Here is a 25,104-nt window from a genome sequence, read left to right on the forward strand (position 1 = left end):
CGCCGGTGACCTCATCCAGCGGGGTGGCCACGCCGCTGGACCCCCTGCGCCTGCTGGTATGACGGACCGCCACCAAAGCGCACGAGAGTTCCTCCGGCGGAGCGGACCTGCGCCGCGAAGGCCGTGTCGAGGTCGAGCTCGCCCGTGGTCGCGAGGGGAAATCCGTCCGTCGCGCGGAACCCCTCCGCCCTGATCACCGGGACGCCGGGGGAGACGGCGCTCGGCTCCGCCAGGACCGATTCATAGTCCGAGGGCAGCAAGGGGGGATTGTCCTGACGTGTCCTCGCCTCCAGCCCGTGGACCGGCTGCCCCGGCCCGACGGGTGCTTCCAGGGCGCGCACCTCACCGATCCAGAGCACGGGCGCGGTGTGTCGGGACGAGCCGGTCCGGGCTGCGGCCACCTGCACGAGCCGGGGCCCGGGGATGAGATGGGCGTCGAGGAAGATGAGCACGTCGCAGCCCTCGTCGATGGCCGTTGCTGCTGCCAGGTTGCGCGCGGCAGCGATCGGCAGGGGCCCGCGGGTGTCCGTGCGGGCTGTCCGGACGATGGTCTCCCACCGGTCGGAGGTGACGGGGAGCTGTCTCTTGCCCAGGGTCTTGTCATCCATCGCCACGAGGACATGCAGGACGGGGATGGCCGTGCCGAGGGCGATGGCCTCGACCTGGTGGAGCAACTCGGCATGCTGATCGTGAGCCGTGGTCAGGATGGCCACGCGGGGGGATGACACGTGCGGGGTCTACTTTCAGCAGTGAGCGAGTGGTGGGTGACGCGGGTACCGATGTCGCTGAGTCTGTCAGAAGACGGGCTTGCCGCCGGTGACACCCACGACGGTCCCGGACACATAACTCGCCTCGGCGGGCGAGGCGAGGAAGACGAAGGCGCCGGCGAGCTCGGCCGGCTGTCCCGGCCTGCCCAGGGGAGTGTCCGCGCCGAAGGTCTTCAGATGGTCACCCTCCTGGGTGGCCGGTTGCAGTGGGGTCCAGATGGGGCCCGGCGCGACGGCGTTGACTCGGATGCCTCGGTTGCCGACCTCGGCGGCCAGGTTGACGGTGAAGTTGTTGATGGCCGCCTTGGTGGCGGCATAGTCGAGCAACGTCGTGGAGGGCTCATAGGCCTGGATGGAACTGACGTTGATGATGCTGGCGCCACGGCCCAGGTGCGGCAGTGCGGCCTGGGTCAACCAGAACATCGCATAGAGGTTGGTCTTGAACACCCGGTCCATGTCCTCGGTCGTCAACTCTTCCAGGCCCTGGGTGCGAGCCATCTGGTAGCCAGCGTTGTTGACCAGGATGTCCAGCCCGCCCAACTCAGCCACAACACGCTCGATCGTCGTGGTGCACGCGGCCTGCACGCGCAGGTCCGCCGGGACCAGGACCGCCGTGCGACCGGCCTCGTGGATCAGCTCGGCCGTCGCAGTGGCGTCCTCCTGCTCCTCGGGCAGGTAGCCGATCGCGACGTCAGCCCCCTCGCGGGCGTAGGCGATCGCCACCGCGCGTCCGATCCCGGAGTCCCCACCGGTGATCAGGGCCCGCAGGCCCTTCAGACGGTCATGGCCGACATAGGTGTCCTCACCATGGTCGGGCAGTGGGTCCATCGGTGGGGTCAGGCCAGGAGGCTGCTGCTCCTGCGCCGGGAATCCGCCCTCTTCCGTGGTCAGAGATGCGGCGTGACGGGCGACAGGGGCCGTCAGGTCGGGGTTCTCAGGCATATCTCGAGCGTAGGCAGCCCACCAAGGTCCCGCACTCCGGCGGCTCAGGAGAAGTTGCACCGCCGACGGTGCGTCCGACGGTATGCCGTGGTGCGGATGCTCGCAACACCCTGCGGCCCTGCTGGTGGGAGTGGGCGAGGAGGACTACTTTTGCGCCATGTCGAATCTCTCTGTCCTCCTCGAGGACTCCGCCCGGACCTACCCCACCCGTGACGCGCTGGTGCTGGGGGAGACCCGGCTCAGGTATGCCCAGGTCAACGGTGCGGCCAACCAGGTGGCCAACCTGCTCGCCGAGCGTGGCATCGGGCCGGGTGACAAGGTCGCGCTGACCTGCCCGAACGTGCCGCACTTCTCGATCATCTACTTCGGCATCCTCAAGGCCGGAGCGACCGTGGTGCCGTTGAATGTCCTGCTCAAGGCCCGTGAGGTCGCCTATCACCTGGCGGACTCTGACGCCAAGGCCTACTTCTGCTTCGAGGGCACCGCCGAGCTGCCGATGGCGCAGGAGGGCCACGCCGCCTTCGAGCAGTCTCCCGGCTGTGAGCACTTCTTCGTGGTCACCGCCGACCCCGCGGCTGCGTCGCCGATCGAGGGAGCCACCACCTTCGGGGCGGCCCTGGGTGGGCAGGCACCGACCTTCGACACCCACGACGTCGCCGATGACGACACGGCCGTCATCCTCTACACCTCCGGCACGACGGGCCAGCCCAAGGGGGCTGAGCTGACGCACGCCAACATGACTTCCAACGCCCTGGTCGGACGGCAACTGTTCCGGGGGGATGCCGAGTCGCCCGACACCTATCTCTGCGGGCTGCCCCTGTTCCACTCCTTCGGTCAGACCGTGATCCAGAACAGTGGTTTCGCTTTCGGTGGCACCGTCGTCCTGCTCCCACGGTTTGAGGCCACGGCGGCGCTCGGGCTGATGCTCAAGGAGTCGGTCACCTTCTTCGCCGGCGTCCCCACGATGTACTGGGGTCTGTTGGGCGCACTTGACGAAACCGTCGATGTCGGGGCGATTGCCGCGAACCTGCGGGTCGCCGCCTCGGGCGGGTCGGCTCTTCCCGGGGAGGTGCACAAGGCGTTCCGGGAGCGCTTCGGCGTGACGATCCTTGAGGGATACGGACTGTCGGAGACCTCCCCGGTCGCGTCGTTCTCCGTCTTTGGTGAGGAGCCCCGGGTCGGGTCTGTCGGCATACCGATCCCGGAGGTGGAGATGCGGCTGATCGCCAGCGACTGGTCGCCGGTCGACCGCTCCGGCGACCCGGATGCGGTGGGCGAGATCGCGATCAAGGGTCCCAACATCATGAAGGGCTACTACGACCGCCCGGAGGCCACGGCCGAGGCGATCCGGGACGGCTGGTTCCGCAGCGGGGATCTGGGGCGGCAGGACGAGGACGGCTACTTCTACATCGTCGACCGGGCCAAGGACATGATCATCCGCGGCGGGTTCAATGTCTATCCGCGTGAGATCGAGGAGGTGCTGATGACCCACCCGGCCGTCTCGCTCGCCGCCGTGATCGCCGTGCCGCACGAGAGCCTCGGCGAAGAGATCAAGGCCTATGTGATCCCGGAGACCGGCGCGGAGGTGACCAGCGAGGAGCTGGTGGCGTGGGGCAAGGAGCAGTTCGCCGCCTACAAGTATCCGCGCCTGGTCGAGATCGTCGGCGGCCTGCCGATGACGGCGACCGGCAAGATCCTCAAGCGCGAGTTGAGCTGAGGGCGGTGGATCGGGACCTACGAAACCCTTATCAAAATCCGGGTTGGACCGACGAAACCACTATCAAAATGGGTTAGATGAAGAGCGCGAGGAGCCAGTAGGTCACGGCGGCGACGATGCCGGCACCGGGGAAGGTGAGCACCCAGGCGCCGACGATGTTGCCGGCCACGCCCCACCGCACGGCGGAGAGGCGGCGGGTCGCGCCGACGCCCATGATGGCCGAGGTGATCGTGTGCGTCGTCGAGATCGGCGCCTGGAAGCCCATGCCTGCGATATAGAGCACCGAGGCGGCCACGCTCTCGGCGGCGAAGCCCTGCGGTGGGTCGAGGTGGATGATCCGGCGACCCAGGGTGCGCATGATCCGCCAGCCCCCGGCATACGTCCCGGCAGAGATGACCAGGGCAGAGCTCACGGTCACCCACAGCGGGATGCTGTCGCCCTCGTGGTAACCGCCGACGACCAGCGCCAGGACCACGATGCCCATCGTCTTGGCGGCGTCCTGCAGGCCGTGGCCCAGGGCCATCGCGGCGGCTGAGACGGTCTGGGCGTGCCGGAAGTTGCGGGACATCTTGCCGGGGTGGCCGTTGCGGAAGATCCACAGGATCGCGGTCATGGCCAGGAAGCCCAGGATCATGCCGGCGATCGGCGACACGAGCATCGGGATGACGATCTTCCAGAGGATGCCGTCCCACAGCACGGTGGTCCCAGCGGCCAGTGAGCCTCCGGCCATGCCACCGATCAGAGCGTGGGAGGAGGAGGACGGCAGGCCGTACCACCAGGTGAGCAGGTTCCACCCGATGGCGCCGACGAGCGCCGCGGCCACGATGGCCAGGCCGGTCATACCCTCCGGTGGGTCGATGATGCCCGAGCCGACCGTTTTGGCGACGCCGGTGCCGAGGAAGGCCCCGATCAGGTTGAAGAAGGCCGCCATGGCCAGCGCGACCCGTGGGGTCAGCGCCCGCGTCGACACCGAGGTGGCGATCGCGTTCGCTGCGTCGTGGAACCCGTTGGTGTAGTTGAAGCCCATCGCCAGGATGACGACAAGGACAACCGGGAGCAGCCCCTCCACCGGTTCAGGACTCCTTGGCTGCGATGCTCTCGACCGTGTTGGCCACGGTCTCGAAGGAGTCGGCCGCGGCCTCGAGCTCGTCGAAGAGCTCCTTGAGCTTGATGATGTCCACGGCATCCCGGTCGCCGTCGAACAGCGCGGCGATCATCTGCCGGTAGTTGCGGTCTGCGTCGTTCTCCAGGCTGTTGATCGCGATCCAGAACTCCCGCAGGTTGTGCATCTTCTCCAGCCCGGGCATCGCCTCCAGGGTCAGGTCGGCCATCTCGGCCAGGACCCGTGCCTGCTCGGCCACCGCAGCGGGGAGCTCGCCGATGCGGTAGAGCACCATGATCTCGGCACTGGCCTCGATGTGGTCCAGGCAGTCGTCCAAGCGCGCGGCCAGGCGATAGATGTCGTCGCGGTCGAACGGGGTGATGAACGAGCTGTTCACCGCCGACAGGATCGCGTGCGTGGCCTCATCCCCCTCGTGCTCGAGCTCCTTGAGCCGTCGGGCCGCGGTCTGCCACTCACCGGGCGGCCCCTCCACCGTCGCCTGCAGGAGGTGGGCCGCATCTCGGATGTGGGTGGCCAGGGTGGCGAACTGGCCATAGAAGCTCGTGTTCTGGGGAGTCAGCTTGAAGCGCACGGCCCTGATGCTACGTGACACCGCGCGGTTGCCCGTGCGTCGCCCGCCGTCCACCCGATGTTCATGGTCGATCGTGGTGCGTCCTCCGCCGTGAGGGGTCTTCCGGTAGCGCGCCGGCCGATGACAGTGACAGGGTGGCGGTGATCCGTCCTCAAGCAGGGAGCCACGACGATGAGTGCCGAGACCCAGCCCGCAGAACAGCCACTGTCCAGCGAGGATCTCGCGTCGGTCGATGCCTGGTGGCGCGCGGCCAACTATCTGGCGGTCGGTCAGATCTATCTGATGGACAACGCCCTGCTCAAGCGGCCGATCCAGGAGGAGGACGTCAAGCCACGGCTGCTCGGTCACTGGGGCACCAGCCCGGGACAGAACTTCCTCTATGCCCACCTCAACCACCAGATCATCACCCGGGACCTGGACATGATCTATCTGTCCGGGCCGGGGCACGGGGGCCCGTCACTGGTGGCCGCCGGTTGGCTCGAGGGCACGTATTCACAGGTGTACTCGCACGTCGGGACGGACGAGCGCGGGGTGAACGCGCTGTTCCGGCAGTTCTCCTTCCCCGGTGGGATTCCCAGCCACGTCGCGCCGGAGACCCCGGGGTCGATCCACGAGGGCGGCGAGCTCGGCTATGTGCTGTCCCATGCCTATGGCGCTGCGTTCGACAACCCCGGCCTCGTCGTCGCGGCGGTCATCGGTGACGGTGAGGCCGAGACGGGGCCGCTCGCCACCGCCTGGCACAGCAACAAGTTCCTCAACCCGCAGGTCGATGGCACGGTGCTGCCGATCCTGCACCTGAATGGTTACAAGATCGCCAACCCCACGGTCCTGGACCGGATCCCCCGTGAGGAGCTGGAGGCGCTCATGGTCGGTTACGGCCACAAGCCCTACTTCTTCGAAGGTGGCTTCGACGACGAGGAGCCGGCCCAGTTCCACCAGCGGTTCGCCGCACTCCTGTCCGAGGTGCTCGACGAGATCTCGAGGATCAGGACCGAGGCGGCTGACGGCATACTCACCGGTCGTCCCCGCTGGCCGATGATCGTCTTCCGCACGCCCAAGGGCTGGACCGGCCCCGAGGAGGTCGACGGGCTGCCGGTCGAGGGCACCTGGCGCAGTCACCAGGTGCCGATGGCCGCGGTGCGCGGCAACGCGGAGTACACGCGCCTGCTCGAGGAGTGGATGCGCAGCTATCGGCCGGAGGAGCTCTTTGACGAGGACGGCCGGATCGCCGAGCAGATCTCGCGCAACAACCCCGTCGGCACCCGGCGGATGAGCGCGAACCCGCACGCCAACGGGGGGATGCTCACCCGTGACCTTGACCTGCCCGACTGGCGGGAGTATGCCGTGGACGTCCCCTCTCCCGGTGGCGCGAGCGCCGAGGCGACCCGCGTGATGGGGACCTGGGTGGCCGACGTGATCGACCGCAACCGCGAGACGTTCCGCGTGTTCGGGCCGGACGAGACGCACTCCAACCGGCTCGGTGCCGCTGTCGAGAAGGGTGGCAAGACCTGGGTGGCGGAGGTGGTGGACACCGACGTCGACCTGTCGGCGACCGGGCGGGTCATGGAGGTGCTCTCGGAGCACCAGTGCCAGGGCTGGTTGGAGGGCTATCTGCTGACCGGTCGGCACGGGATCCTCAACAGCTATGAGGCCTTCGTGCACATCGTCGACTCGATGTTCAACCAGCACGCCAAGTGGCTCGACGCGACCCACGACATCCCGTGGCGGGTGCCGGTGCCGTCGTTGAACTATCTGCTGTCCTCGCACGTGTGGCGTCAGGACCACAACGGCTTCTCGCACCAGGACCCGGGCTTCCTGGACGTGGTGATGAACAAGACGGCTGATGTGATCCGGATCTATCTGCCGCCGGACGCCAACACCCTGTTGTCGACCTATGACCACTGCCTGCGGAGCAAGAACTATGTCAACGTGGTGGTCGCCGGCAAGCAGCCCGGGCCGCAGTGGCTCTCAGCGGAGGAAGCAGCGCTGCACTGTGCCCGAGGCATTGGCATCTGGGACTGGGCCGGCAGCGAGGTCGCGGGCGAGAAGCCCGACGTCGTGCTGGGCTGCGCCGGGGACGTCCCCACCCTGGAGGCGATCGCCGCGGCCAAACTGCTGCGCGAGCACCTGCCCGAGCTGCGGGTGCGCCTGGTCAATGTGGTCGATCTGCTCCGTCTGCAGGACGAGCGCGAGCACCCTCATGGGCTGAGCCACCGTGACTTCGACGCGCTGTTCACCACCGACCGCCCGGTGATCTTCGCCTTCCACGGCTATCCGGCACTGGTGCACAAACTGACCTATCGGCGGACCAACCACGCCAACCTCCACGTGCGCGGCTTCAAGGAGGAGGGCACGACGACCACGCCGTTCGACATGCTCATGATGAACGACCTCGACCGCTATCGCCTGGTCGCCGACGTCATCGACCGGGTGCCCGGACTGGCCGAGCGGGCCGCGGGCCTGCGCCAGCAGATGCTGGACCGGCGCGAACAGGCGCGCGCCTACACCCGCGAGCACGGCGAGGACATCCCGGACGTGGCCGCGTGGGTGTTCAACGACGACGACAACACGCAGGGCTCCGGCGCCCCGGGCTCGGACACCGGCGGTGACAACGCCTAGCGGGGACGAGCGACCCTAGGGCTGGTAGCCCAGGTTGGGCGCCAGCCAGCGCTCGGCCTCCTCGAGGGTCCAGCCCTTGCGCCGGGCGTAGTCCTCCACCTGGTCCCGGGCGACCTTGCCGACGGCGAAGTAGACCGACTCGGGGTGGCCGAGATAGAGCCCGGAGACCGCCGAGGTGGGCGTCATCGCGCAGTGCTCGGTCAGCTCCAGCCCGATCTCATCGGCACCGAGCAGCCGGAAGAGCGTGCGCTTCTCGGTGTGGTCGGGCTGGGCGGGATAGCCGGGCGCCGGCCGGATGCCGTCGTAGCGCTCCTTGACCAGGTCGGCGACCTGCAGCGCCTCGTCGGGCGCATAGCCCCACAGCTGCGTGCGCACCTTTTGGTGCACCCACTCGGCGCACGCCTCGGCCAGGCGGTCGGACAGCGCCTGGGCCAGGATCGCGGAGTAGTCGTCCAGCTCCTCTTTGAACGCCATCGCCAGCTCGTGGGCGCCGTGGATCCCGACAGCGAAGCCGCCCAGGTGGTCGCCCTCGGGGGCGACGAAGTCGGCAAGGGCGGCATAGCGGTTGGTCCGCTGCTTCTGCTGACGCAGGGTGTGGAAGACCGTGGTGCTCCCGTCGGACTCGGTGATCTCGATGTCGTCCGGGCCGAGGCGGCGCGCCGGCCACAGCGCGACCACCCCCCTCGGGGTCAGCAGCCTCTCGTCGATGATCCGCCGCAGCAGCGCCTGACCATCGGTGAACAGCTCGCGCGCCTGCTGCCCCTGACGAGGGTCGTCCAGCAGCTTGGGATAGGTGCCACGCAGCTCCCAGGCGCTGAAGAACGGGGTCCAGTCGATGACGTCGACCAGCTCCTCCAGGCTCGGCTCGAGCAGGTGCCGGCCCAGCTGGAGAGGGGCGGGCTGTCCCGGAGAGGAGACGGCCCGGGTGTCGGACCGGGCCGTGACCAGGTCGACCAGCGTCACCTGCTTGGCGCCGTGCCGCTCGCGCAGCTCGGAGAACTGCTTCTCGACCCGCGCAGCCAGCTCGGACTCCCGGTTGATGGCGTCCGCGGCGACACCGACGGCCCGGCTGGCGTCGATGACATAGGCGACGGTGCCCGAGTAGGCCGGGTCGATCTTGACGGCCGTGTGGGCGGCGCTCGTCGTGGCGCCGCCGATCAGCAGCGGGGTGCTCAGCCTCCGCCGGCTCATCTCGGTGGCCACCGCGACCATCTCGTCCAGGCTCGGCGTGATCAGCCCGCTGACGCCGACCAGGTCGGCACCCCACTCCGCGGCGGTGTCCAGCAGCGTCTCGGCCGGCACCATGACGCCGAGGTCGCGCACGTCATAGCCGTTGCAGGACAGGACGACCCCGACGATGTTCTTGCCGATGTCGTGCACGTCGCCCTTGACCGTCGCCAGCAGGATCTTGCCCTTGGTGTGGCCACCCGTCTCTGCCGACGCGGCCTCCAGATAGGGCGTCAGGTGCGCCACCGCCCGCTTCATCACCCGGGCCGACTTCACCACCTGGGGCAGGAACATCTGGCCGCTGCCGAACAGGTCACCGACCACGTCCATGCCGTCCATCAGCGGACCCTCGATGACCAGGAGCGCCGAGCCGAGCTGCTGATAGGCCTCCTCGGCGTCCTCCACGGCATAGTCCGAGATCCCGTGCACCAGGCCGTGCCGCAGGCGCTCCGCGACCGGAGCCTCCCGCCACGCGAGCTTGGCAGCGGGGGTGCCCGACCCGGTGGACTCGCCGCGATAGCGCTCGGCCAGCTCCAGCAGCCGGTCGGCCGCGTCCGGGCGGCGCGCCAGGATCACGTCCTCGACGGCCTCGCGCAGCTCCGGGTCGATCTCCTCATAGATGCCGAGCATGCCGGCGTTGACGATGCCCATGTCCAGGCCGGCCTCGATGGCGTGGAACAGGAAGACCGCGTGCATCGCCTCGCGCACCACGTTGTTGCCTCGGAAGCTGAACGAGACGTTGCTGATGCCGCCGCTGACCAGCGCCCCGGGCAGGGTGGCCTTGATCCAGCGCGTCGCCTCGATGAAGTCGCGGGCATACAGGTCGTGCTCGCTCATGCCGGTGGCGACCGTGAGCACGTTGGGGTCAAAGATGATGTCGTGCGGCGCGAAGCCGGCCTGCTCGGTCAGCAGCCGGTAGGCGCGGCTGCACACCTCCTGGCGCCGCGCCAGGGTGTCGGCCTGGCCGGTCTCGTCGAAGGCCATCACGACGACGGCCGCGCCATAACGTCGCACGATCGCCGCCCGGCGCAGGAACTCCTCCTCGCCGTCCTTGAGCGAGATGCTGTTGACGACCCCGCGCCCCTGCAGGCACTGCAGCCCGGCCTCCAGCACCTCCCACCGGGAGGAGTCGATCATCACCGGGACCCGGGAGATGTCCGGCTCTCCCGCAAGCAGATTGAGGAAGTTCGTCATCGCGGCGACCCCGTCGAGCATGCCCTCGTCGAGGTTCACGTCGACCAATTGCGCACCGGCCTCCACCTGCTGCCGGGCGATCTGCACGCCGGCGTCCCAGTCGCCCTCTGCGACAGCCTTCTTGAAGCGCGGGGACCCGGTGATGTTGGTCCGCTCACCAACATTGATGAAGTTGATCTGCGGGGTCACCGTGAAGGGTTCGAGACCGGACAGACGCAGGTATGCCGAGGGTTGGGCGGAGCGACGGGGCGCCACACCCTGCACCGCGGCAGCGATCGCCTCGATGTGCGCCGGAGTCGTGCCGCAGCACCCGCCGACGATGTTGACCATCCCCTCGCGGGCGTAGTCCCCGAGCACCTGCGCCATCTGCTCGGGCGTCTCGTCATAGCCCCCGAAGGCGTTGGGCAGCCCGGCGTTGGGGTGGACCGACACCAACCGGGAGGTGGCGCCGGAGACGTCTCGCAGGTGTGGGCGCAGCGCGGCCGGCCCGAGCGCACAGTTCAGCCCCACTGAGACCAGGTCGAGGTGCTCGGTCTCCAGGTCGGTGGAGATGACGAACGCCTCGGGGGTCTGCCCGGACAAGGTGCGGCCCGAGGCGTCGGTGATCGTGCCCGAGAGCATGACCGGGACCGCCCGCCCCAGCTCGCGACCCACCGTGTCGACGGCCCGCAGTGCCGCCTTGGCGTTGAGAGTGTCAAAGACCGTCTCGATCAGCAGCAGGTCCGCCCCGCCGGCCAGGAGGGCCCGGGCCTGCTCGGCATACGCCTCGTGCAGCTGCGCGTAGGTGACCGCCCGGAACTCGGGCCGCTCGACGTCGGGGGACAAGGAGGCCGTGCGGTTCGTCGGCCCCATCGCCCCGGCGACCCAGCGTGGACGTCCGTCCCGGGCCGTGAACTCGTCGGCGACCTCGCGGGCCAGTGCCGCTCCCGCCTGGTTGAGCTGGGGGACCAGCGACTGGGTGCCGTAGTCGGCCTGAGCGATCGAGGTGGAGGTGAAGGTGTTGGTGGTCGTGATGTCGGCGCCGGCCTCGAGATAACGCCGGTGCACCTGCCGCACGACGTCCGGGCGGGTGAGCTGCAGCAGGTCAAAGTTGCCGCGATAGCTGCGGTCCTGCGGCATCCCCTCGACCTGGAAGTCCTCCTCGGTCAACTCGACCTGTTGCAGCAGCGAGCCCCACGCCCCGTCCAGGACCAGGATCCGCTCGCGCGCCAGTGTGTGCAGGTCTGCGCTGCTCATTGCTCACCTCTCGTGCCACGGCTGTGGACTTCCAGCCTGTGAGGGCTGGGCCTGGGGACGGCACACTGAGGATAGTGCGGCACCGGAGGCTGTGGGAGGTGGGCAGTGGGGTGCAACATTTGGCTCGGGTGGGCTCGTCATAGGCAGTGTGAGGAACAGGAGTAGTGGATGAGGCTCTTCGGCCGCTCCGCTGAGCAGGGTGAGATCGAGGCGTATGTCGAGGGTGCGATGCCACGCCTCGTCGGCCTCGCCTATGCCATGACCGGCAACCGGGCCGACGCGGAGGACCTGGTCCAGGACACGCTGGCGACGGTGATCACCAAGTGGTCACGCGTCGCGGTGGCCGAGAACATCGACGCCTATGTGCGGCGCACCATGGTCAACACGCTGATCTCCAAGAAGCGGCGCAAGTGGACCACGGAGGTCGTCTCGCACGAGGTGGTCACCGCCGACCGGGCCCAGCCCACCGGTGCGGGGATCGCCCAGCAGGTGACGAACCGCGACGCGGTCCTGGGACTGTTGCGGGAGCTGCCGGACCGGCAGCGCGCCGTGATGGCCCTGCGCTTCTATGAGGACCTGCCCGATGCTGAGATCGCGCGGGCCCTCGACTGTTCCGAGCAGGCCGTGCGCAGCGCGGCCCACAACGCCATGAAGACACTTCGCCGGATCGTTCCGGCTCAGACAGGGCAGGGGGTTGGCTGATGAGCAGCACGTCTGGTCGCCACAGCGACGACGAGATCCGTGAGGCACTGCGCGGTGCGGTCGGTGACGCGCAGTTCGACTACGACACGCTCGTGGCCGGGACACACCACCGTGCCGGAAGGATCCGGCGCCGCCGGGCCATTGCGACCGGGGTGGCGGTGGCGGTGCTGGGGCCGGCGCTGGTGGGTGGGGCGGCCCTGGTGCTGCCGGAGATCCTGCCCGGGGACTCCGGGACGGTGGCCCCGGCCGGGGCACCGGAGTCGGTGGACGCCACCGACACACCACGTCCGGACGACGCCGCCGTGACCAGTGCACCGGTCGTCGCGGAGGTGCCGTGGCAGGACGGTGAGCTGCCGCAGCCGGAGGGTGGTTTCGAGGTCAACGACGACCTGCCCAATGCCTGGGAGATCCCCGACGCCCGGCCCACCGGCGTGGTCGAGCTGGATGACCTCGGTGTCCCGAAGCTCGCGATGAACTATCCACGCACGGTCCCGGTCAGTGCCCTGATGACGTGCGACCCGGGCCGTGCCGATGGCGCCGAGCCGGAGGCCGGACAGTCGTTCAGCTTCTACTCCGACGCCAGCCAGGACCTGGCGATTGAACTCACGGTGACCGGCTGGGCGGACAGCGTCGCGGCCCGCGACGGGCTGCTCCATGACAGCTACACCCTGTGCACCTGGGACGGGGTCCAGGGCGAGCCGCAGGAGTGGAGCGGGCACCAGGGCGATGAGGACTACCTGCTGTATGCCGCCGAGTCAGATCGGGCAGCCGCGGTGATCCGGCAGGGTGACTACCTCGTGGCCGTGACGGTCTCGGAGGGTGACGAGGGTCAGAACCAGGACGTGGCCGCCGAGATCGCCGCCAAGACCGCCGCCAACCTCGCGGTGCTCGACCCGGCGCACGGGCGGGACTGAGCGGTCATGAGCTCCGTGCTCGAGGAGGACCGTCGCGATGACGGTCTCCGCGACCTGCTCCGGCGGGAGGTGGGCGAGGCTGAGTTCGACTACCTGCACCTGATCGCCGGCGTGCACCAGCGGGCTGGACGGCTGCGTCGGCGACGTGCCGTCGCCGCTGGGGCAGCCGTGGCCGTCCTGGGCCCGGCCCTGGTCGGCGGGGCCACGCTGGTGCTGCCCAGCCTCCTCCCCGGGGGTGTGGGGGCCGGGGAGGTCGCCACGCTGTCGCACGCTGCCGGGGGACCGACGTCGCACCAGGCAGCACCGATGTCAGGGTCCGACGAGCCGTCCACACCGCCATTTCAGGCCCACCTGCCGCCGGTGCCGGACCAGGGGGTGGAGGATGCGGGGGGCGGCGGGGTCAACGCCTGGGACATGCCCGACGCCCGGCCGACGGGTGTCGCCTTCCTCGACGACGTCGGGGTCCCACGGCGAGCTCTCGACAACGTGCTGGTCGTCCCTCTGGCCGCAGAGCGGAGTTGCCTCACCGGCAGCCTTGACGCCCAACCCGTCGCGGGACAGAGCTGGAGCTACTCCGGCGCTGACGCCCCTGACCCGGCCACTGTCGACATCCAGGTCACCGGGTGGAAGGACAGCCAGCGGGCCAGAGATCTGGTCCGTGACCAGGCACTGACCACCTGCCAGTGGGCCACCGGCACCCAGTGGAGCACGGTCGAGGAGGGCGAGGACCTGTTGCTCCTGTGGTCCGACGTCGACGGCCTGCAGCTGGGCTTCGCGGTCGCCCGACAGGGTGACTACCTGGTGGAGGTGGCCGTCACCAACTCCGACGGTCCCTACAACGCTGACGTGGCCGCGGAGATCGCGACCAAGACCGCTGCCAACCTGCGCGCGCTGGACCCGGAGCACGCCCGGGACTGAGACACTCACAGGGTGCTTCCTCCTGCCCCAGCCTCGACCTACCGGTTGCAGTTGCACGCCGGCTTCACCTTCGACGATGCCCGGGAGGTGGTTCCCTACCTGCGCGAGCTCGGTGTCACGCACGCGTACCTGTCACCGGTGCTGACTGCGGTCCCAGGCTCCCAACACGGCTATGACGTGCTGGACCACCAGACCATCGACCCCCAGCTGGGCGGCAGGGAGGGCCTGGAGCGGTTGGCGGCCGCCTGTCACGAGGCAGGTCTGGGGGTGGTGGTCGACATCGTGCCCAACCACATGGCACTGACCGCCCCCGAGTGGGCCAACGCCCAGGTCTGGCAGGTGCTGCGCCAGGGCCGCCGGGCGCCCACGGCTCACTGGTTCGATGTGGACTGGGAGGCCCTGGACGGACGCTTTGGATTGCCGGTCCTCGGTGCCCCTCTGGGCGAGGTGCTGGCGGCCGGCGAGCTGGTGCTCGACACCGGTCGCGAGGACGAGGGCCCGGCGGCCGGCCAGCCCGTCATCCGCTACTACGAGCACGTCTTCCCGGTCGCCGAGGGGACCGGCTCCGACGACGTCGCGCAGGTGCTCGCTCGGCAGCACTACGTGCTCGCGCACTGGCGCGAGGCCGAGGCGGTGTTGAACTATCGGCGATTCTTCGAGGTGGACTCCCTCATCGGGGTCCGGGTGGAGGACGTTGACGTCTTCGAGGAGAGCCACCGGTTGCTGCTGGAGCTCAACCACAGCGGGGTCATCGACGCCTTCCGGGTGGACCACCCCGACGGGCTGGCGGACCCTGAGGACTATCTGCGCCGGCTCACCCGCCAGTCGCTGCCGGGCACCCCGGTCTGGGTGGAGAAGATCCTGGAGGGTGACGAACGCCTCCCGGACAGCTGGGAGTGCTCGGGCACCACCGGCTATGACGCAAACGCGACGCTGCAGCGGGCGCTGACGCCCGTCTCGAGCGCCGGCGCGGTTGACGCGGCCTGGCAGCAGATCGGCGGCACCCCCTCCCTCGAGGAGGTGGTCACCGAGGCCAAGCAGGGGGCGGTGGCCCGCCTGCTCACCCCTGAGACCGCCCGCCTGCTGCGGCTGGCCCGCCGCGCGCTGCCGGACGACGACGCGCAGGATCTCAGGGCGGCGCTGGCCGACCTGCTCGTGGCGGTCGATGTCTATCGCGCCTACGTGCGGCCCGGCCACGAGACTGACCCGGCGTCGGTGCGCAGGCTGCACGCCGCAGTCGAGCGCGCGGTCGCCAGCCCTGCCGCGGTGCCCGAGCAGTCCCGGGCGCTGGGGGAGGTCCTGGCGGACCCCGACACCTCCCGCGACCCGGTGGCGGCGCGCGACCTGGCGGTGCGCTTCCAACAGGTCACCGGGCCCGTCATGGCCAAGGGCATCGAGGACACCGCGTTCTATCGCTGGCACCGCCTCACCGCACTCAACGAGGTGGGGGCCGACCCGGCCGCTGCCCCCGGCGTGGCGGCCCTGAACGACTGGGCTCGGCACCAGGTCCAGCACTGGCCGTTGGGCATGACCACACTGTCCACCCACGACACCAAGCGCAGCGAGGACGTGCGCGCGCGGCTGCTCGCGGTCGCGGCGGATGCTGCCGCGTGGCAGGCGTGCACCGATGCCTTCTCGGCTGCGGCCGCGGAGCACGGGGTGGACGGACCCACCGCCCACCTGGTGTGGCAGACGGTCGTCGGCGCCGGCGGCCAGCGCGGGACCGGTCACGAACTGGACGAGCAGCGCCTCACGGACTACCTCGTCAAGGCGATGCGCGAGGGCAAGGAGCACACCGACTGGGTCGCGGTCGATGAGGACTACGAGCACAGGGTGCTCGGACTCGCTCGGGCGGCGCTCGCGGACGCTCCGCTGCGTGAGGTCACGGACGCCGCCGTGGCCGCCAACGACGGTCGGGTGCGGGCCGTCATCCTCGCCCAGAAACTGCTCCAGCTGACCCTGCCTGGCGTGCCGGACACTTATCAGGGGTGTGAGCTCGTCAACCTGTCCCTGGTCGACCCCGACAACCGTCGTGACGTCGACTTCGCGGATCGTGTCTCCCGACTGGCCAGCCTCGATGCGGGCCAGGCACCCCGGGACCTGTCCGACGAGAAACTGTTGGTGACGGCCACGGTGCTGCGGCTGCGGCGGGACCAGCCTGAATCTTTCACCGGAGGTTACGAGCCGCTGGACGTGGACGAGGCGCTCCTGGGATATCGCCGCGGGGACGACGTCATGGTGCTCGCGGCTCGCCAGCCCGACGCCGACGGCGGTGTCCCGAGCACGCCGGTGGAGCTGCCCCCGGGTGCCTGGGTGGACCGGCTCACCGGCACCCACCACGAGGGCAGGGTGAGTTCTGATGCCCTGCTGGACACACTGCCCGTGGCGCTGCTCGTCCGAACGTAGGACGATGGGTGCAACGCAGGAGGCACCATGACGGGAGAGGACTTCGCGGCATACCTGGAGCAGTTGCGCGCCCACCGCGCCGAGCTCCGCGAGGCGGTGCGCCGGGTCGAGGACGCCCTGTCCTCACCCATCGCCCAGGGCGGGGTGTGGCGGACCCGCGTCGCCGTCGCCCTGGCTGAGCTGTCCCGCGACTTTGAGGACCACATCCATCTGACCGAGCGCCCGGGTGGTGTCTATGACAGCGCCCGGTCCGCAGCGCCCCGGTTGGCCACGACCGCCGAGCGTCTCGTGGGTGAGCACGTCGGTCTCAGCCAGGCCATCGCGCAGTGCCTGGGCGCGTTCACCGAGGGGCCGGATGCCGCCGACCTGGCCCCGTTGCGGGAGAGCGCGACGGCGCTGATCGGGCAGCTCGTGCGGCACCGGCAGCGCGGTGGGGATCTGGTCTATGAGGCCTACGACGTGGACATCGGCGGCCAGGGCTGACCCCGCCTCATCGGTGCGAGCAGAAGTGCGCCGACGTGACGTCCTTGACCTCGCACCGGCAGCAGACCGCTCACACCGATCCTGGTAGCAGGTCGATGTGAGTCGGTTCGGGGGCTCGGCACTGACGGGTGTCATGGTGCCGCGGGGCGCGGAGATGGCATCATCGGCGTCGATGGACACTCCGAGGCAGTATGCAGTGTGGGCGCCCGACGCGGACCAGGTCGAGGTGGTGTGTGCGGACCGTCGACCGATGGTGCGCCACGGCCGGCCGGGATGGTGGGTCGCGCCGATGGAGCCCGGCGACGACGGCCGCTATGCCTTTAGCCTGGACGGTGGTGAGCCACGTCCCGATCCACGCTCCCTGTCCCAGCCCGACGGCGTCCATGCGGCATCCGCGCTGGTCGACCTCGCCGCCCACGACTGGGGTGACGGGGCGTGGACCGGCCACCAGCTGGACGGCGCGGTCCTCTATGAACTGCACGTCGGCACGTTCACCGCAGAGGGCACCTTCGCCGCGGCCACCGAGCGGCTCGACCACCTGGTCGATCTCGGGGTCACCACGATCACCCTGATGCCGGTGGCTGCCTTCCCGGGACGCCACGGTTGGGGTTATGACGGTGTCGCACTATTTGCCGTGCACGAGCCCTATGGCGGTGCCCGGGGCCTGCAGGCGTTTGTCGACGCCTGCCACCAGCGCGGCCTTGCCGTGCACCTCGACGTCGTCTACAACCACCTCGGGCCCAGCGGCAACTACCTCGCCCAGTTCGGCCCCTACTTCACCGACCGCCACCACACGCCGTGGGGCGATGCGGTCAACCTGGACGGTCCCCGCAGCGACGAGGTGCGGGCCTTCCTGCTGGACAACACGAGGATGTGGCTGACCGACTTCCACCTCGACGGACTGCGCCTCGACGCGGTCCACGCGCTGCACGACGAGCGCGCTGAGCACCTGCTGGAGTCCCTCGCCGCGCTCGCCGACGAGATCAGCGAGCAGACCGGCATACCGCGCCACCTCATCGCCGAGTCCGACCGCAACGACCCCGCCACCGTCAGCCCGCGCGGTCCCGGTGGTGCGGGAGGCCTCGGCCTGGCGGGGCAGTGGGCCGACGACATCCACCACGCGCTGCACGTGGCGCTGACGGGGGAGTCGCAGGGCTACTACGCCGACTTCGCCGATCCGGGCGCCCTGGGCAAGGTGCTCACGGCCACCCCGTTCTTCCACGACGGCACCTACTCCAGCTTCCGCGGGCGGGTCCACGGCCGGCCGGTCGACGAGGCGACGACACCGCCCTGGCGCTTCGTCGCGTCCCTGCAGACCCACGACCAGGTCGGCAACCGTGCCGCGGGAGATCGCTTGTGCCACAGCCTGACTCCGGGACAGGCGGCGATCGGGGCGGCGCTGCTGCTCACCGCGCCCTACACCCCGATGCTGTTCATGGGTGAGGAGTGGGGGGCGAGCACCCCGTGGCAGTTCTTCACCGACCACAGCGAGCCGGAACTGGTCGAGTCGATCCGCACCGGGCGTTCGCGGGAGTTCGCCGAGCACGGGTGGGCCACGCAGGTGCCGGATCCCCAGGACGAGGGGACCGTGACCGCGTCCCGACTGCACTGGGCTGAGGTGTCCGAGCCCCCGCACGCCGACCTGCTGGTCTGGCACCGCACGCTGATCCGGCTGCGCCGTGATCTCCCTGATCTGGCGGAGGGTCCGCTGGCCGGTTCGTCGCTGATCCGTGAGGGCGACCTGCTGCTGCTCACCAGGGGCCGGGTGCACGTGCTGGCCAACCCTGCCGAGGAGCCTGCTCAGCTGCGTCTGGTCGGTGACCCGAGCGGACGGCGCACGGCGGCGGAGTATGGCGGGGTGCAGGTCGCGGAGGACACCGTCCAGCTGCCGGCCCACTCGGTGATCGTGCTCGTCACCGACGAGAACGCAGAGCCATGCGTACCCTAGGGGCGATGAGGTTCCACAAGCCGATCCCGATGTCACCCGAGTCGATCGACGCCCAGACCGCGGCGCCCGACCAGCTCGAGGTGGCCGAGATGGCGCATCGCAGCGCGGCTGTCCTGGTGGACCGCGGCCGGGCCAGCGACGACCCGCAGCTGCTCCAGCGACTGGTGGACCTGCCCCGCACGGTCGGTCTGCAGACGCTGGCTGAGGTCTGGTCCGCACGCCCCGCTCGCACGCTGCCGGGCGCGTTGTGGCGGCTCTATGTGCTGGACGAGTGGGTGCAGCGCTCTCCCGAGAGTGTCGCGCAGGCCTTCACCGCCGGCGCCGCCCACGCGGAGGTCTATCGGGTCATCTCCGGCGTCGTCGAGCCGCCGCGCCCGGAGGATCTGCAGGAGCTGACCCACCAGATCCTCAACGGGATCTACGAGGGCGACCTCGACGTGGCCCTGGAGCGGGCCGCCGCCTTCTGCCACGTCACTGCGACCGGACTGGCGGTGCTGCACGGCGACGGCAGCCCGGTGACGCAGGACGAGGCCCACGGCTCGGTGGAGCTGCAGCGGGCCGCACGGCTGCAGGACACCGCGGCCGACCTGCAGGCCTGCGCCAAGCTGTGGTTGCGCGGCGACCTGCACTGACCCACGGTTGTGGACTGCGGGAATGCGCCCGCCCGCGCAGCGGTTAGTCTTGAACGTGTGCCGGGCCGCGGTAGCCCCGGGCTCCAACATTCGCCGCTACGAGCGGCCACACGCCGAGAGGCGCTCCCGGTCCGGCACACACCATCCCACCGCACATCCGGATCGCTTAGGCACGCCCCGCCGCACACCCGGATCGCTTAGTCACGCCCCACCGCACACCCGGGTCGCTTCCGCACGCCCTGATGACGGGCGCGCAACCTAGCCTGCTGCTATCAGCATTCCTGGCGCGGCGGGACAGGCAGGAGATGCGCGAGGAGTGACAGGCGGGTGACCTGCGGGGGAACAGAAGGTTTCGACGCTTCTTCGACTCGTGCGTAACATTCGTGGTGCATACGGCGACCAGCCGCCCCAGCCGACCCCGGAGAGCAGACGCGTGGCGTTTCGTTTGACCCCTAGGACCCCCTCGGTGGTCCAGTCGCTGACGCGGTTGGCGGGTCTGGTCGTGGACGGTGCGGTGGTCCTGCGGGACACCCTCGGCACCAACAGCCGGGGACGGACGGCGGACCTGGAGCGGCTGCGGGGGATCGAGGGTGAGGCCCGCGCCATGCATGCCGAGATCGTCGGCCTGGCCCGGGACGCGTTCGTGACGCCCTTTGACCGTGGGGACCTCCAGCAGCTGAGCGTGCGCCTCGTCGAGAGCGTGACCCGCATGGAGGCTGTCGTCGACGGCGGCATCCGGCACGGCATCGATGAGTCCCCGGAGGGCGCCGCACGACTGGTCGACGCCGTGGTCCGGCTGGCCGAGTTGACCGCGCAGGCCATGGCCAACCTCGGCTCCGTCGACCTCGTGTCCGGCTATCCCAGCGAGGCTCGCAGGCTCACTCAGCAGGCCGAGCGAGCGCGACGCGACATCATGACCGAGGCCCTCAGGGACCGGGTTGACCCACTGGTGGCGCTGCGCACGGTGTCGGTGACCGAGCAGATCACCCTGGCGGTCCGCTGCTTCGAGCAGGTGGCCGCGGTCGTCGAGGGCATCGTCGTCAAGGAGTCCTGAGGGTGGACTGGCTCCCGGTCGCCCTGGTGCTCGCTGCGGCCCTCATCTTTGCGTTCAGCAACGGCTTTCAGGACGCATCCAACTCGATCGCCATCCCGATCGCGACCGGCTCCCTCAGTCCGCGCCTCGCCGTGACCATGGCCGCCACGCTCGGGCTCGGCGGGGCCGTCCTGGGTCACACCCTGGCCGACGGCTTCGTCGAGGCTCTCGTCGTCCCGCCCAGCGGGGCGGCCGGGCTGAGTGTGATCGGGGCGGCGCTCGTCGCGGCGACCGCCTGGAACCTGCTCATGTGGTGGTTCGGGATGCCGTCCTCCTCCACCCACGCCCTCATCGGTGGTCTCACCGGGGCCTCGCTGGTCGCCGGGACCTCCGTGGTCTGGGACGGCGTCTGGGTGACGGTCACCCTGCCGATGCTGCTCTCCCCGCTGCTGGGTCTGGTCCTGGCCTGTGGCGCCCTCTGGCTGGTGGCACGGATCGTCGACACCCGCTCACGCACCCAGGTCGGGCGTGACATGCGTGGCGCGCAGGTCGCCGCCGCCGGTGCGGTGGCCCTGGGCAACGGACTGCAGGATGCGGCCAAGACCATGGCCGTGGTCGTGGTGGCGCTGACCATCAGCGGACATGCCTCCGGTGAGACAGTCCCGTGGTGGGTCGTGGCCAGCGTGGCCGTGGCGTTGTCCCTGGGGACGTATGCCGGGGGATGGCGCATCGTGCGCACCCTGGGTCGGCGGATCATCCGTCCCGCTCCGGACCGGGCGCAGGGGACCGTGGCCCAGGCGTCCACGGCAGCCATCCAGTATCTGGCCGCCGTGCTGCACCTGCCGGTCTCCAGCACCCACACGGTCACCGCGGCCCTGGTCGGTGCCGGGCTCACCGGGCCCCGCTCGGCCCTGGGCTGGACCGTGATCCGTCAGATCCTGCTGGTCTGGGTGTGCACCTTCCCCGGCGCGGCCGCGCTCAGCGCCCTGGTGTGCGGAGTCCTGCTCGCGCTCTGACCTGCGCACTTGGTGACGGAGCCCACACCCGTGCGTTGCAGATTCAAACATCGTTCACGGTCTGTTCACCCAGCACGCCCGATCGGGTCACGTCCCCTGCTTAACGTTCAGCGAGGTTGGCAACGCCGCCAGCACGCTGGACTGCGGGGAAGAAGCTGCGGTCGCGTGCCACCTGACACCAAGAGAGCAAGAGAGGCAACACCGTGAAGCTCAACCGCTTTGGCTCCACCCTCGCGATCGCGATGGCAGCATCCCTGGTCCTGACCGCGTGCGGCGACGACAACCCCACCGAGAGCGACGACCCCACCACCCCGGCTGCCGACGAGAGCGCAGACGACGGCGGCACGACCGAGGACTCCGCCGGCGACACGGCCGACGCGGGCGAGGACACCGGGGACGCCCCCGTCGCCGGCGCGGAGCTGTCCGGCACCCTCGCGGGCGCCGGTGCCTCCTCCCAGGACTCCGCGATGGCGGCCTGGGTCGCGGGCTACAACCAGGCCCAGCCCGGCGTCACCGTGAACTACGACGGTGTCGGCTCCGGTGGCGGTCGTGAGCAGCTCATCGCCGGCGCCATCGGCTTCGCGGGCTCCGACGCCTACCTCGACGAGGAGGAGTCCGAGGCTGTCAAGGAGGTCTGCGGCGACGGTGGTGCGATGAACATCCCGGTCTACATCTCTCCGGTCGCCATCCCCTACAACGTGCCCGGCGTGGACACCCTGAACCTGTCCCCGAGCGTGCTGGCCCAGATCTTCAACCAGGAGATCACCACCTGGAACGACCCGGCGATCGCCGAGATCAACCCGGACGCTGACCTGCCCGAGGCCGACATCACCGTGGTGAACCGTTCGGACGAGTCCGGCACCACCGAGAACTTCATGGAGTACCTCAGCGCCGTGGCCGCCGAGGACTGGGAGCACGAGGCTGACAAGGTGTGGCCGGTCGCCGGGGGCGAGGCCGCCCAGGGCACCACCGGTGTCATCACCGTCGTGGGCTCGACCGAGAACTCGATCGGCTATGCTGACGCGTCGGCGGTCGGCTCGCTGACCACTGCCCTGGTCGGTGTGGGCGAGGAGTTCGTCGCCTTCTCGCCGGACGCCGCCGCCAAGGTCGTGGACGCCTCCGAGCCGGCTGACACCGGTGTCGAGGGTGACCTGGCTCTGGACCTGGCCCGGGACACCACCGAGTCCGGTGCCTACCCGATCGTGCTGGTCTCCTACCACATCGTGTGCAGCAACTACTCGGACGCTGCCCAGGGTGACCTGGTCAAGGACTTCATCGGCTATGTCATCTCCGAGGAGGGCCAGGCGGCCTCTGCCGAGGCCGCTGGCTCCGCCCCGATCTCCCCGGACCTGCGCGCCGCCGCCCAGGAGTCCCTCGACTCCATCACTGCGGGCAAGTGAGCTGAGGCGACGATCGTCCCAGAGGACCGAGCACTGATGCGACGGCTGCCGCCTTCGGGCGGTGGTCGTCGCATCGTGCCGCCATCTGGCACCGAGGGCACCCCCAGCTGGTGCCGTCGCCTGGTCCCGACTGAGCCGTCCAGAGGAAAGTGATGAGCCACACCACAACACGCCAAACCCGCAGCGGTGCCGTCCGCCGACCGGGTGACCTGGCCTTCAGCGGCGCCTCTGTCGGGTCGGCCCTGCTGATCCTGCTGATCCTCGCCGGGGTGGCGGTCTTCCTGACCACCGAGGCACTGCCCGTCTTCGGCGCCGACCCCGAGTCGATCACCGAGGGCGAGGGCTTCTTCGCCTACGTCTGGCCCCTGGTGGCCGGCACGGTGATCGCCTCGGTCATCGCCATGATCGTGGCCACCCCGATCGCCGTCGGGATCGCACTGTTCATCTCGCACTACGCCCGTGGCCGGGTCGGCGGCGTGATCGGCTTCATCATCGACCTGCTGGCCGCGGTGCCCAGCGTGGTCTTCGGCATGTGGGGCTGGCAGGTCTTCGCCCCCAAACTGGTGCCCTTCTACGCCTGGCTCGAGGAGAATCTCGGGTTCATCCCGTTCTTCGCGGACGGATCGGCCACCGGCCGCACCCTGTTGACCGCATCCCTGGTCCTGGCCGTGATGATCCTGCCGATCATCACCTCGGTCTCCCGGGAGGTCTTCCTGCAGACTCCCAAGCTGCACGAGGAGGCGGCCCTGGCCCTCGGTGCGACGAAGTGGGAGATGATCCGGACGGCCGTCCTCCCGTTCGGTGCCCCCGGCGTGATCGGTGGCACGATGCTCGGCCTGGGGCGGGCCCTGGGTGAGACGATGGCCGTGGCCATCATCCTGTCTCCCGGGCCGTTCAGCTGGAACGTGATCGGCAGCGGCAACAAGACGATCCCCTCCGAGATCGCCCTCAACTTCCCCGAGGCGGCCGGGCTCCGACTGTCCGAGCTGATCGCCATCGGCCTGGTCCTCTTCGTGCTCACCCTCGCCGTCAACCTGTTCGCCCGGTGGATCGTGGACCGCCGTTCCGAGTTCTCAGGAGCCAACTGATGAGCACCCAGACACAGCAGCCACCCACCAGCGGCCCGACCGAGCACGCCCTCGACCACGTCCGCGGCGTCGTCCCGTCACCGGTGCGCGCCACAACCTCCCTGCCGGGCTGGGTCTCGGCCGGCGTCGGCATCCTGGTGGTGCTGGTGCTCTGGTGGGGGCTGGGCACCAACATTGCTGTCGCCCTCGCGGCCGGTTACCTGCTCTGCGTGGTCTGCGTCTACACCTCCTACCGCATCGCCGGTGGTGCCCGGGTCGCCACGGACCAGACCATGCGCGCCCTGATCTACGGCGCCTTCGTCCTGGCGGTCATCCCCCTGGTGTCGTTGATCTGGACCGTGGTGGAGAACGGCGCGCTGCGCGCCTTCATGCCTGACTTCCTGCAGCAGTCGATGAATGGCGTCACCGGTGTCCATGACAAGGCCTACGCCGAGGACGGTGCCCCGATGGTCGGCGGTGCCTACCACGCCATCATCGGCACCCTGGTCATCACCGGTCTGGCCACCCTGATCTCCGTCCCGATCGGCATCTTCACCGCCATCTACCTGGTGGAGTATGGCGGCAAGGGTCGCCTGGCCCGGTGGACCAGGTTCCTGGTCGACGTGATGACCGGCATCCCCTCGATCGTCGCCGGTCTGTTTGCCTTCGCCCTGTTCGGTGTGCTCTTCGGCGTCGGGACCAAGAACGGGCTGGCCGGCGCGATCGCCCTGTCCGTGCTGATGATCCCCACCGTGGTCCGCAACAGCGAGGAGATGCTGCGCATCGTGCCCAACGAGCTGCGCGAGGCGTCCCTGGCCCTGGGGGTGCCCAAGTGGGCCACCATCGCCAAGGTCGTGCTGCCCACGGCAGCCTCCGGCCTGGCCTCAGGCATCACCCTGGCCATCGCGCGGGTCATCGGTGAGACCGCCCCGCTGCTGGTCGCCGTCGGCTTCACCCGGGCGATGAACGTCAACCCCACCGAGGGTCCGATGATGAACCTGGCACTGTATGCCTATTACATGTTCACCCGGCCCCTGAACCCTGGCTACCGTGACCCGAGCATCGAGCGGGCCTGGGCCTCCGCCGTGCTCCTGGTCGTCATCGTGGTCCTCCTCAACCTCACTGCCCGCGCTATTGCCAAGTTCTTCGCTCCGAAGACCGCCGGGCGCTAACCCATGGGAGAGCAAGT

The 25,104-nt window shown here is 69.6% G+C and carries 19 protein-coding genes; 14 read left to right on the forward strand and 5 right to left on the reverse strand.

The genetic code is table 11. The annotated features are described in order from the left end of the window. Positions 1-11: 11 nt before the first annotated feature. Together FNH13_RS04030 and FNH13_RS04035 are read right to left on the reverse strand one after the other, a co-directional pair. Positions 12-728: a hypothetical protein gene (locus FNH13_RS04030; RefSeq protein WP_143782284.1), complete on the reverse strand. Its 717-nt coding sequence runs from the start codon at positions 726-728 to the stop codon at positions 12-14. A 66-nt stretch (positions 729-794) separates the two neighbouring features. After that, a complete protein-coding gene (locus FNH13_RS04035) occupies positions 795-1,709 on the reverse strand; it encodes an SDR family oxidoreductase (RefSeq protein WP_143782285.1) in 915 nt (304 codons plus the stop codon). Positions 1,710-1,866: 157 nt separating this feature from the next. On the opposite strand from FNH13_RS04035, the gene FNH13_RS04040 reads away from it, so the two are divergent. Beyond that, positions 1,867-3,426 (forward strand): long-chain-fatty-acid--CoA ligase, encoded by a 1,560-nt coding sequence (locus FNH13_RS04040; RefSeq protein WP_143782286.1) that lies wholly within the window; start codon positions 1,867-1,869, stop codon positions 3,424-3,426. A gap of 73 nt (positions 3,427-3,499) precedes the next feature. On the opposite strand, the gene FNH13_RS04045 is transcribed toward FNH13_RS04040, so the two are convergent. Further along, positions 3,500-4,495 carry an inorganic phosphate transporter gene (locus FNH13_RS04045; RefSeq protein WP_321169214.1) on the reverse strand — a complete coding sequence of 332 codons (996 nt, stop codon included), beginning with the start codon at positions 4,493-4,495 and terminating at the stop codon, positions 3,500-3,502. Positions 4,496-4,499: 4 nt separating this feature from the next. Beyond that, positions 4,500-5,120: a DUF47 domain-containing protein gene (locus FNH13_RS04050; protein ID WP_143782288.1), complete on the reverse strand. Its 621-nt coding sequence runs from the start codon at positions 5,118-5,120 to the stop codon at positions 4,500-4,502. Between the two features lie 171 nt (positions 5,121-5,291). Between FNH13_RS04050 and FNH13_RS04055 the strand changes: the two genes are divergently transcribed. Continuing rightward, positions 5,292-7,739 (forward strand): phosphoketolase family protein, encoded by a 2,448-nt coding sequence (locus FNH13_RS04055; protein WP_143782289.1) that lies wholly within the window; start codon positions 5,292-5,294, stop codon positions 7,737-7,739. Positions 7,740-7,754: 15 nt separating this feature from the next. Here the strand turns inward: FNH13_RS04055 and metH are convergent, their stop codons facing one another. Continuing rightward, entirely contained in the window at positions 7,755-11,396 is a 3,642-nt protein-coding gene (gene metH / locus FNH13_RS04060; RefSeq protein ID WP_143782290.1) for a methionine synthase, read from the reverse strand. A 168-nt stretch (positions 11,397-11,564) separates the two neighbouring features. On the opposite strand from metH, the gene FNH13_RS04065 reads away from it, so the two are divergent. The 12 genes from FNH13_RS04065 to pstA all read left to right on the forward strand — a co-directional run bounded on the left by FNH13_RS04065 (position 11,565) and on the right by pstA (position 25,087). Then, positions 11,565-12,098: a SigE family RNA polymerase sigma factor gene (locus tag FNH13_RS04065; protein ID WP_143782291.1), complete on the forward strand. Its 534-nt coding sequence runs from the start codon at positions 11,565-11,567 to the stop codon at positions 12,096-12,098. Further along, entirely contained in the window at positions 12,098-13,012 is a 915-nt protein-coding gene (locus FNH13_RS04070; RefSeq protein WP_143782292.1) for a hypothetical protein, read from the forward strand. The genes FNH13_RS04065 and FNH13_RS04070 overlap by 1 nt, the downstream gene beginning before the upstream one ends. 6 nt (positions 13,013-13,018) lie before the next feature. Continuing rightward, a complete protein-coding gene (locus tag FNH13_RS04075; protein ID WP_143782293.1) occupies positions 13,019-13,930 on the forward strand; it encodes a hypothetical protein in 912 nt (303 codons plus the stop codon). 12 nt (positions 13,931-13,942) lie between these two features. Continuing rightward, positions 13,943-16,336 (forward strand): malto-oligosyltrehalose synthase, encoded by a 2,394-nt coding sequence (treY, locus tag FNH13_RS04080; protein WP_143782294.1) that lies wholly within the window; start codon positions 13,943-13,945, stop codon positions 16,334-16,336. Positions 16,337-16,363: 27 nt separating this feature from the next. Further along, complete coding sequence (locus FNH13_RS04085; protein WP_143782295.1) at positions 16,364-16,819, forward strand: hemerythrin domain-containing protein; 456 nt, start codon at positions 16,364-16,366, stop codon at positions 16,817-16,819. Between the two features lie 172 nt (positions 16,820-16,991). Continuing rightward, positions 16,992-18,767 carry a malto-oligosyltrehalose trehalohydrolase gene (gene treZ / locus FNH13_RS04090; protein WP_143782296.1) on the forward strand — a complete coding sequence of 592 codons (1,776 nt, stop codon included), beginning with the start codon at positions 16,992-16,994 and terminating at the stop codon, positions 18,765-18,767. A gap of 5 nt (positions 18,768-18,772) precedes the next feature. After that, the gene (locus tag FNH13_RS04095; protein WP_143782297.1) at positions 18,773-19,399 is read left to right on the forward strand and encodes a hypothetical protein; all 627 of its coding nucleotides are present in this window, start codon (positions 18,773-18,775) and stop codon (positions 19,397-19,399) included. A gap of 466 nt (positions 19,400-19,865) precedes the next feature. Continuing rightward, entirely contained in the window at positions 19,866-20,453 is a 588-nt protein-coding gene (locus tag FNH13_RS04100) for a DUF47 domain-containing protein (protein ID WP_143782298.1), read from the forward strand. Positions 20,454-20,455: 2 nt separating this feature from the next. Next, positions 20,456-21,448, forward strand: coding sequence for an inorganic phosphate transporter (locus FNH13_RS04105; protein ID WP_165700015.1), 993 nt, complete (start codon positions 20,456-20,458; stop codon positions 21,446-21,448). Between the two features lie 203 nt (positions 21,449-21,651). Next, on the forward strand, positions 21,652-22,848 hold the full coding sequence (gene pstS, locus FNH13_RS04110; protein WP_228266584.1) for a phosphate ABC transporter substrate-binding protein PstS: 1,197 nt from the start codon (positions 21,652-21,654) through the stop codon (positions 22,846-22,848). Between the two features lie 152 nt (positions 22,849-23,000). Next, positions 23,001-23,936 carry a phosphate ABC transporter permease subunit PstC gene (gene pstC, locus FNH13_RS04115; RefSeq protein WP_143782300.1) on the forward strand — a complete coding sequence of 312 codons (936 nt, stop codon included), beginning with the start codon at positions 23,001-23,003 and terminating at the stop codon, positions 23,934-23,936. Further along, entirely contained in the window at positions 23,936-25,087 is a 1,152-nt protein-coding gene (gene pstA / locus FNH13_RS04120) for a phosphate ABC transporter permease PstA (RefSeq protein WP_143782301.1), read from the forward strand. Before pstC ends, pstA begins: the two co-directional genes overlap by 1 nt. Positions 25,088-25,104: the final 17 nt, after the last annotated feature.

This window comes from Ornithinimicrobium ciconiae (assembly GCF_007197575.1).
Classification (GTDB): domain Bacteria; phylum Actinomycetota; class Actinomycetes; order Actinomycetales; family Dermatophilaceae; genus Ornithinicoccus; species Ornithinicoccus ciconiae.

Excerpts from the sequence above, each read along its gene's own strand:
- FNH13_RS04035 (WP_143782285.1), bottom strand. The coding sequence starts at position 1,709 with ATGCCTGAGAACCCCGACCTGACGGCCCCTGTCGCCCGTCACGCCGCA.
- FNH13_RS04040 (WP_143782286.1), top strand. The coding sequence starts at position 1,867 with ATGTCGAATCTCTCTGTCCTCCTCGAGGACTCCGCCCGGACCTACCCC.
- FNH13_RS04055 (WP_143782289.1), top strand. The coding sequence starts at position 5,292 with ATGAGTGCCGAGACCCAGCCCGCAGAACAGCCACTGTCCAGCGAGGAT.
- metH (WP_143782290.1), bottom strand. The coding sequence starts at position 11,396 with ATGAGCAGCGCAGACCTGCACACACTGGCGCGCGAGCGGATCCTGGTC.
- FNH13_RS04065 (WP_143782291.1), top strand. The coding sequence starts at position 11,565 with ATGAGGCTCTTCGGCCGCTCCGCTGAGCAGGGTGAGATCGAGGCGTAT.
- FNH13_RS04070 (WP_143782292.1), top strand. The coding sequence starts at position 12,098 with ATGAGCAGCACGTCTGGTCGCCACAGCGACGACGAGATCCGTGAGGCA.
- FNH13_RS04075 (WP_143782293.1), top strand. The coding sequence starts at position 13,019 with ATGAGCTCCGTGCTCGAGGAGGACCGTCGCGATGACGGTCTCCGCGAC.
- FNH13_RS04085 (WP_143782295.1), top strand. The coding sequence starts at position 16,364 with ATGACGGGAGAGGACTTCGCGGCATACCTGGAGCAGTTGCGCGCCCAC.
- treZ (WP_143782296.1), top strand. The coding sequence starts at position 16,992 with ATGGACACTCCGAGGCAGTATGCAGTGTGGGCGCCCGACGCGGACCAG.
- FNH13_RS04095 (WP_143782297.1), top strand. The coding sequence starts at position 18,773 with ATGAGGTTCCACAAGCCGATCCCGATGTCACCCGAGTCGATCGACGCC.
- pstC (WP_143782300.1), top strand. The coding sequence starts at position 23,001 with ATGAGCCACACCACAACACGCCAAACCCGCAGCGGTGCCGTCCGCCGA.
- pstA (WP_143782301.1), top strand. The coding sequence starts at position 23,936 with ATGAGCACCCAGACACAGCAGCCACCCACCAGCGGCCCGACCGAGCAC.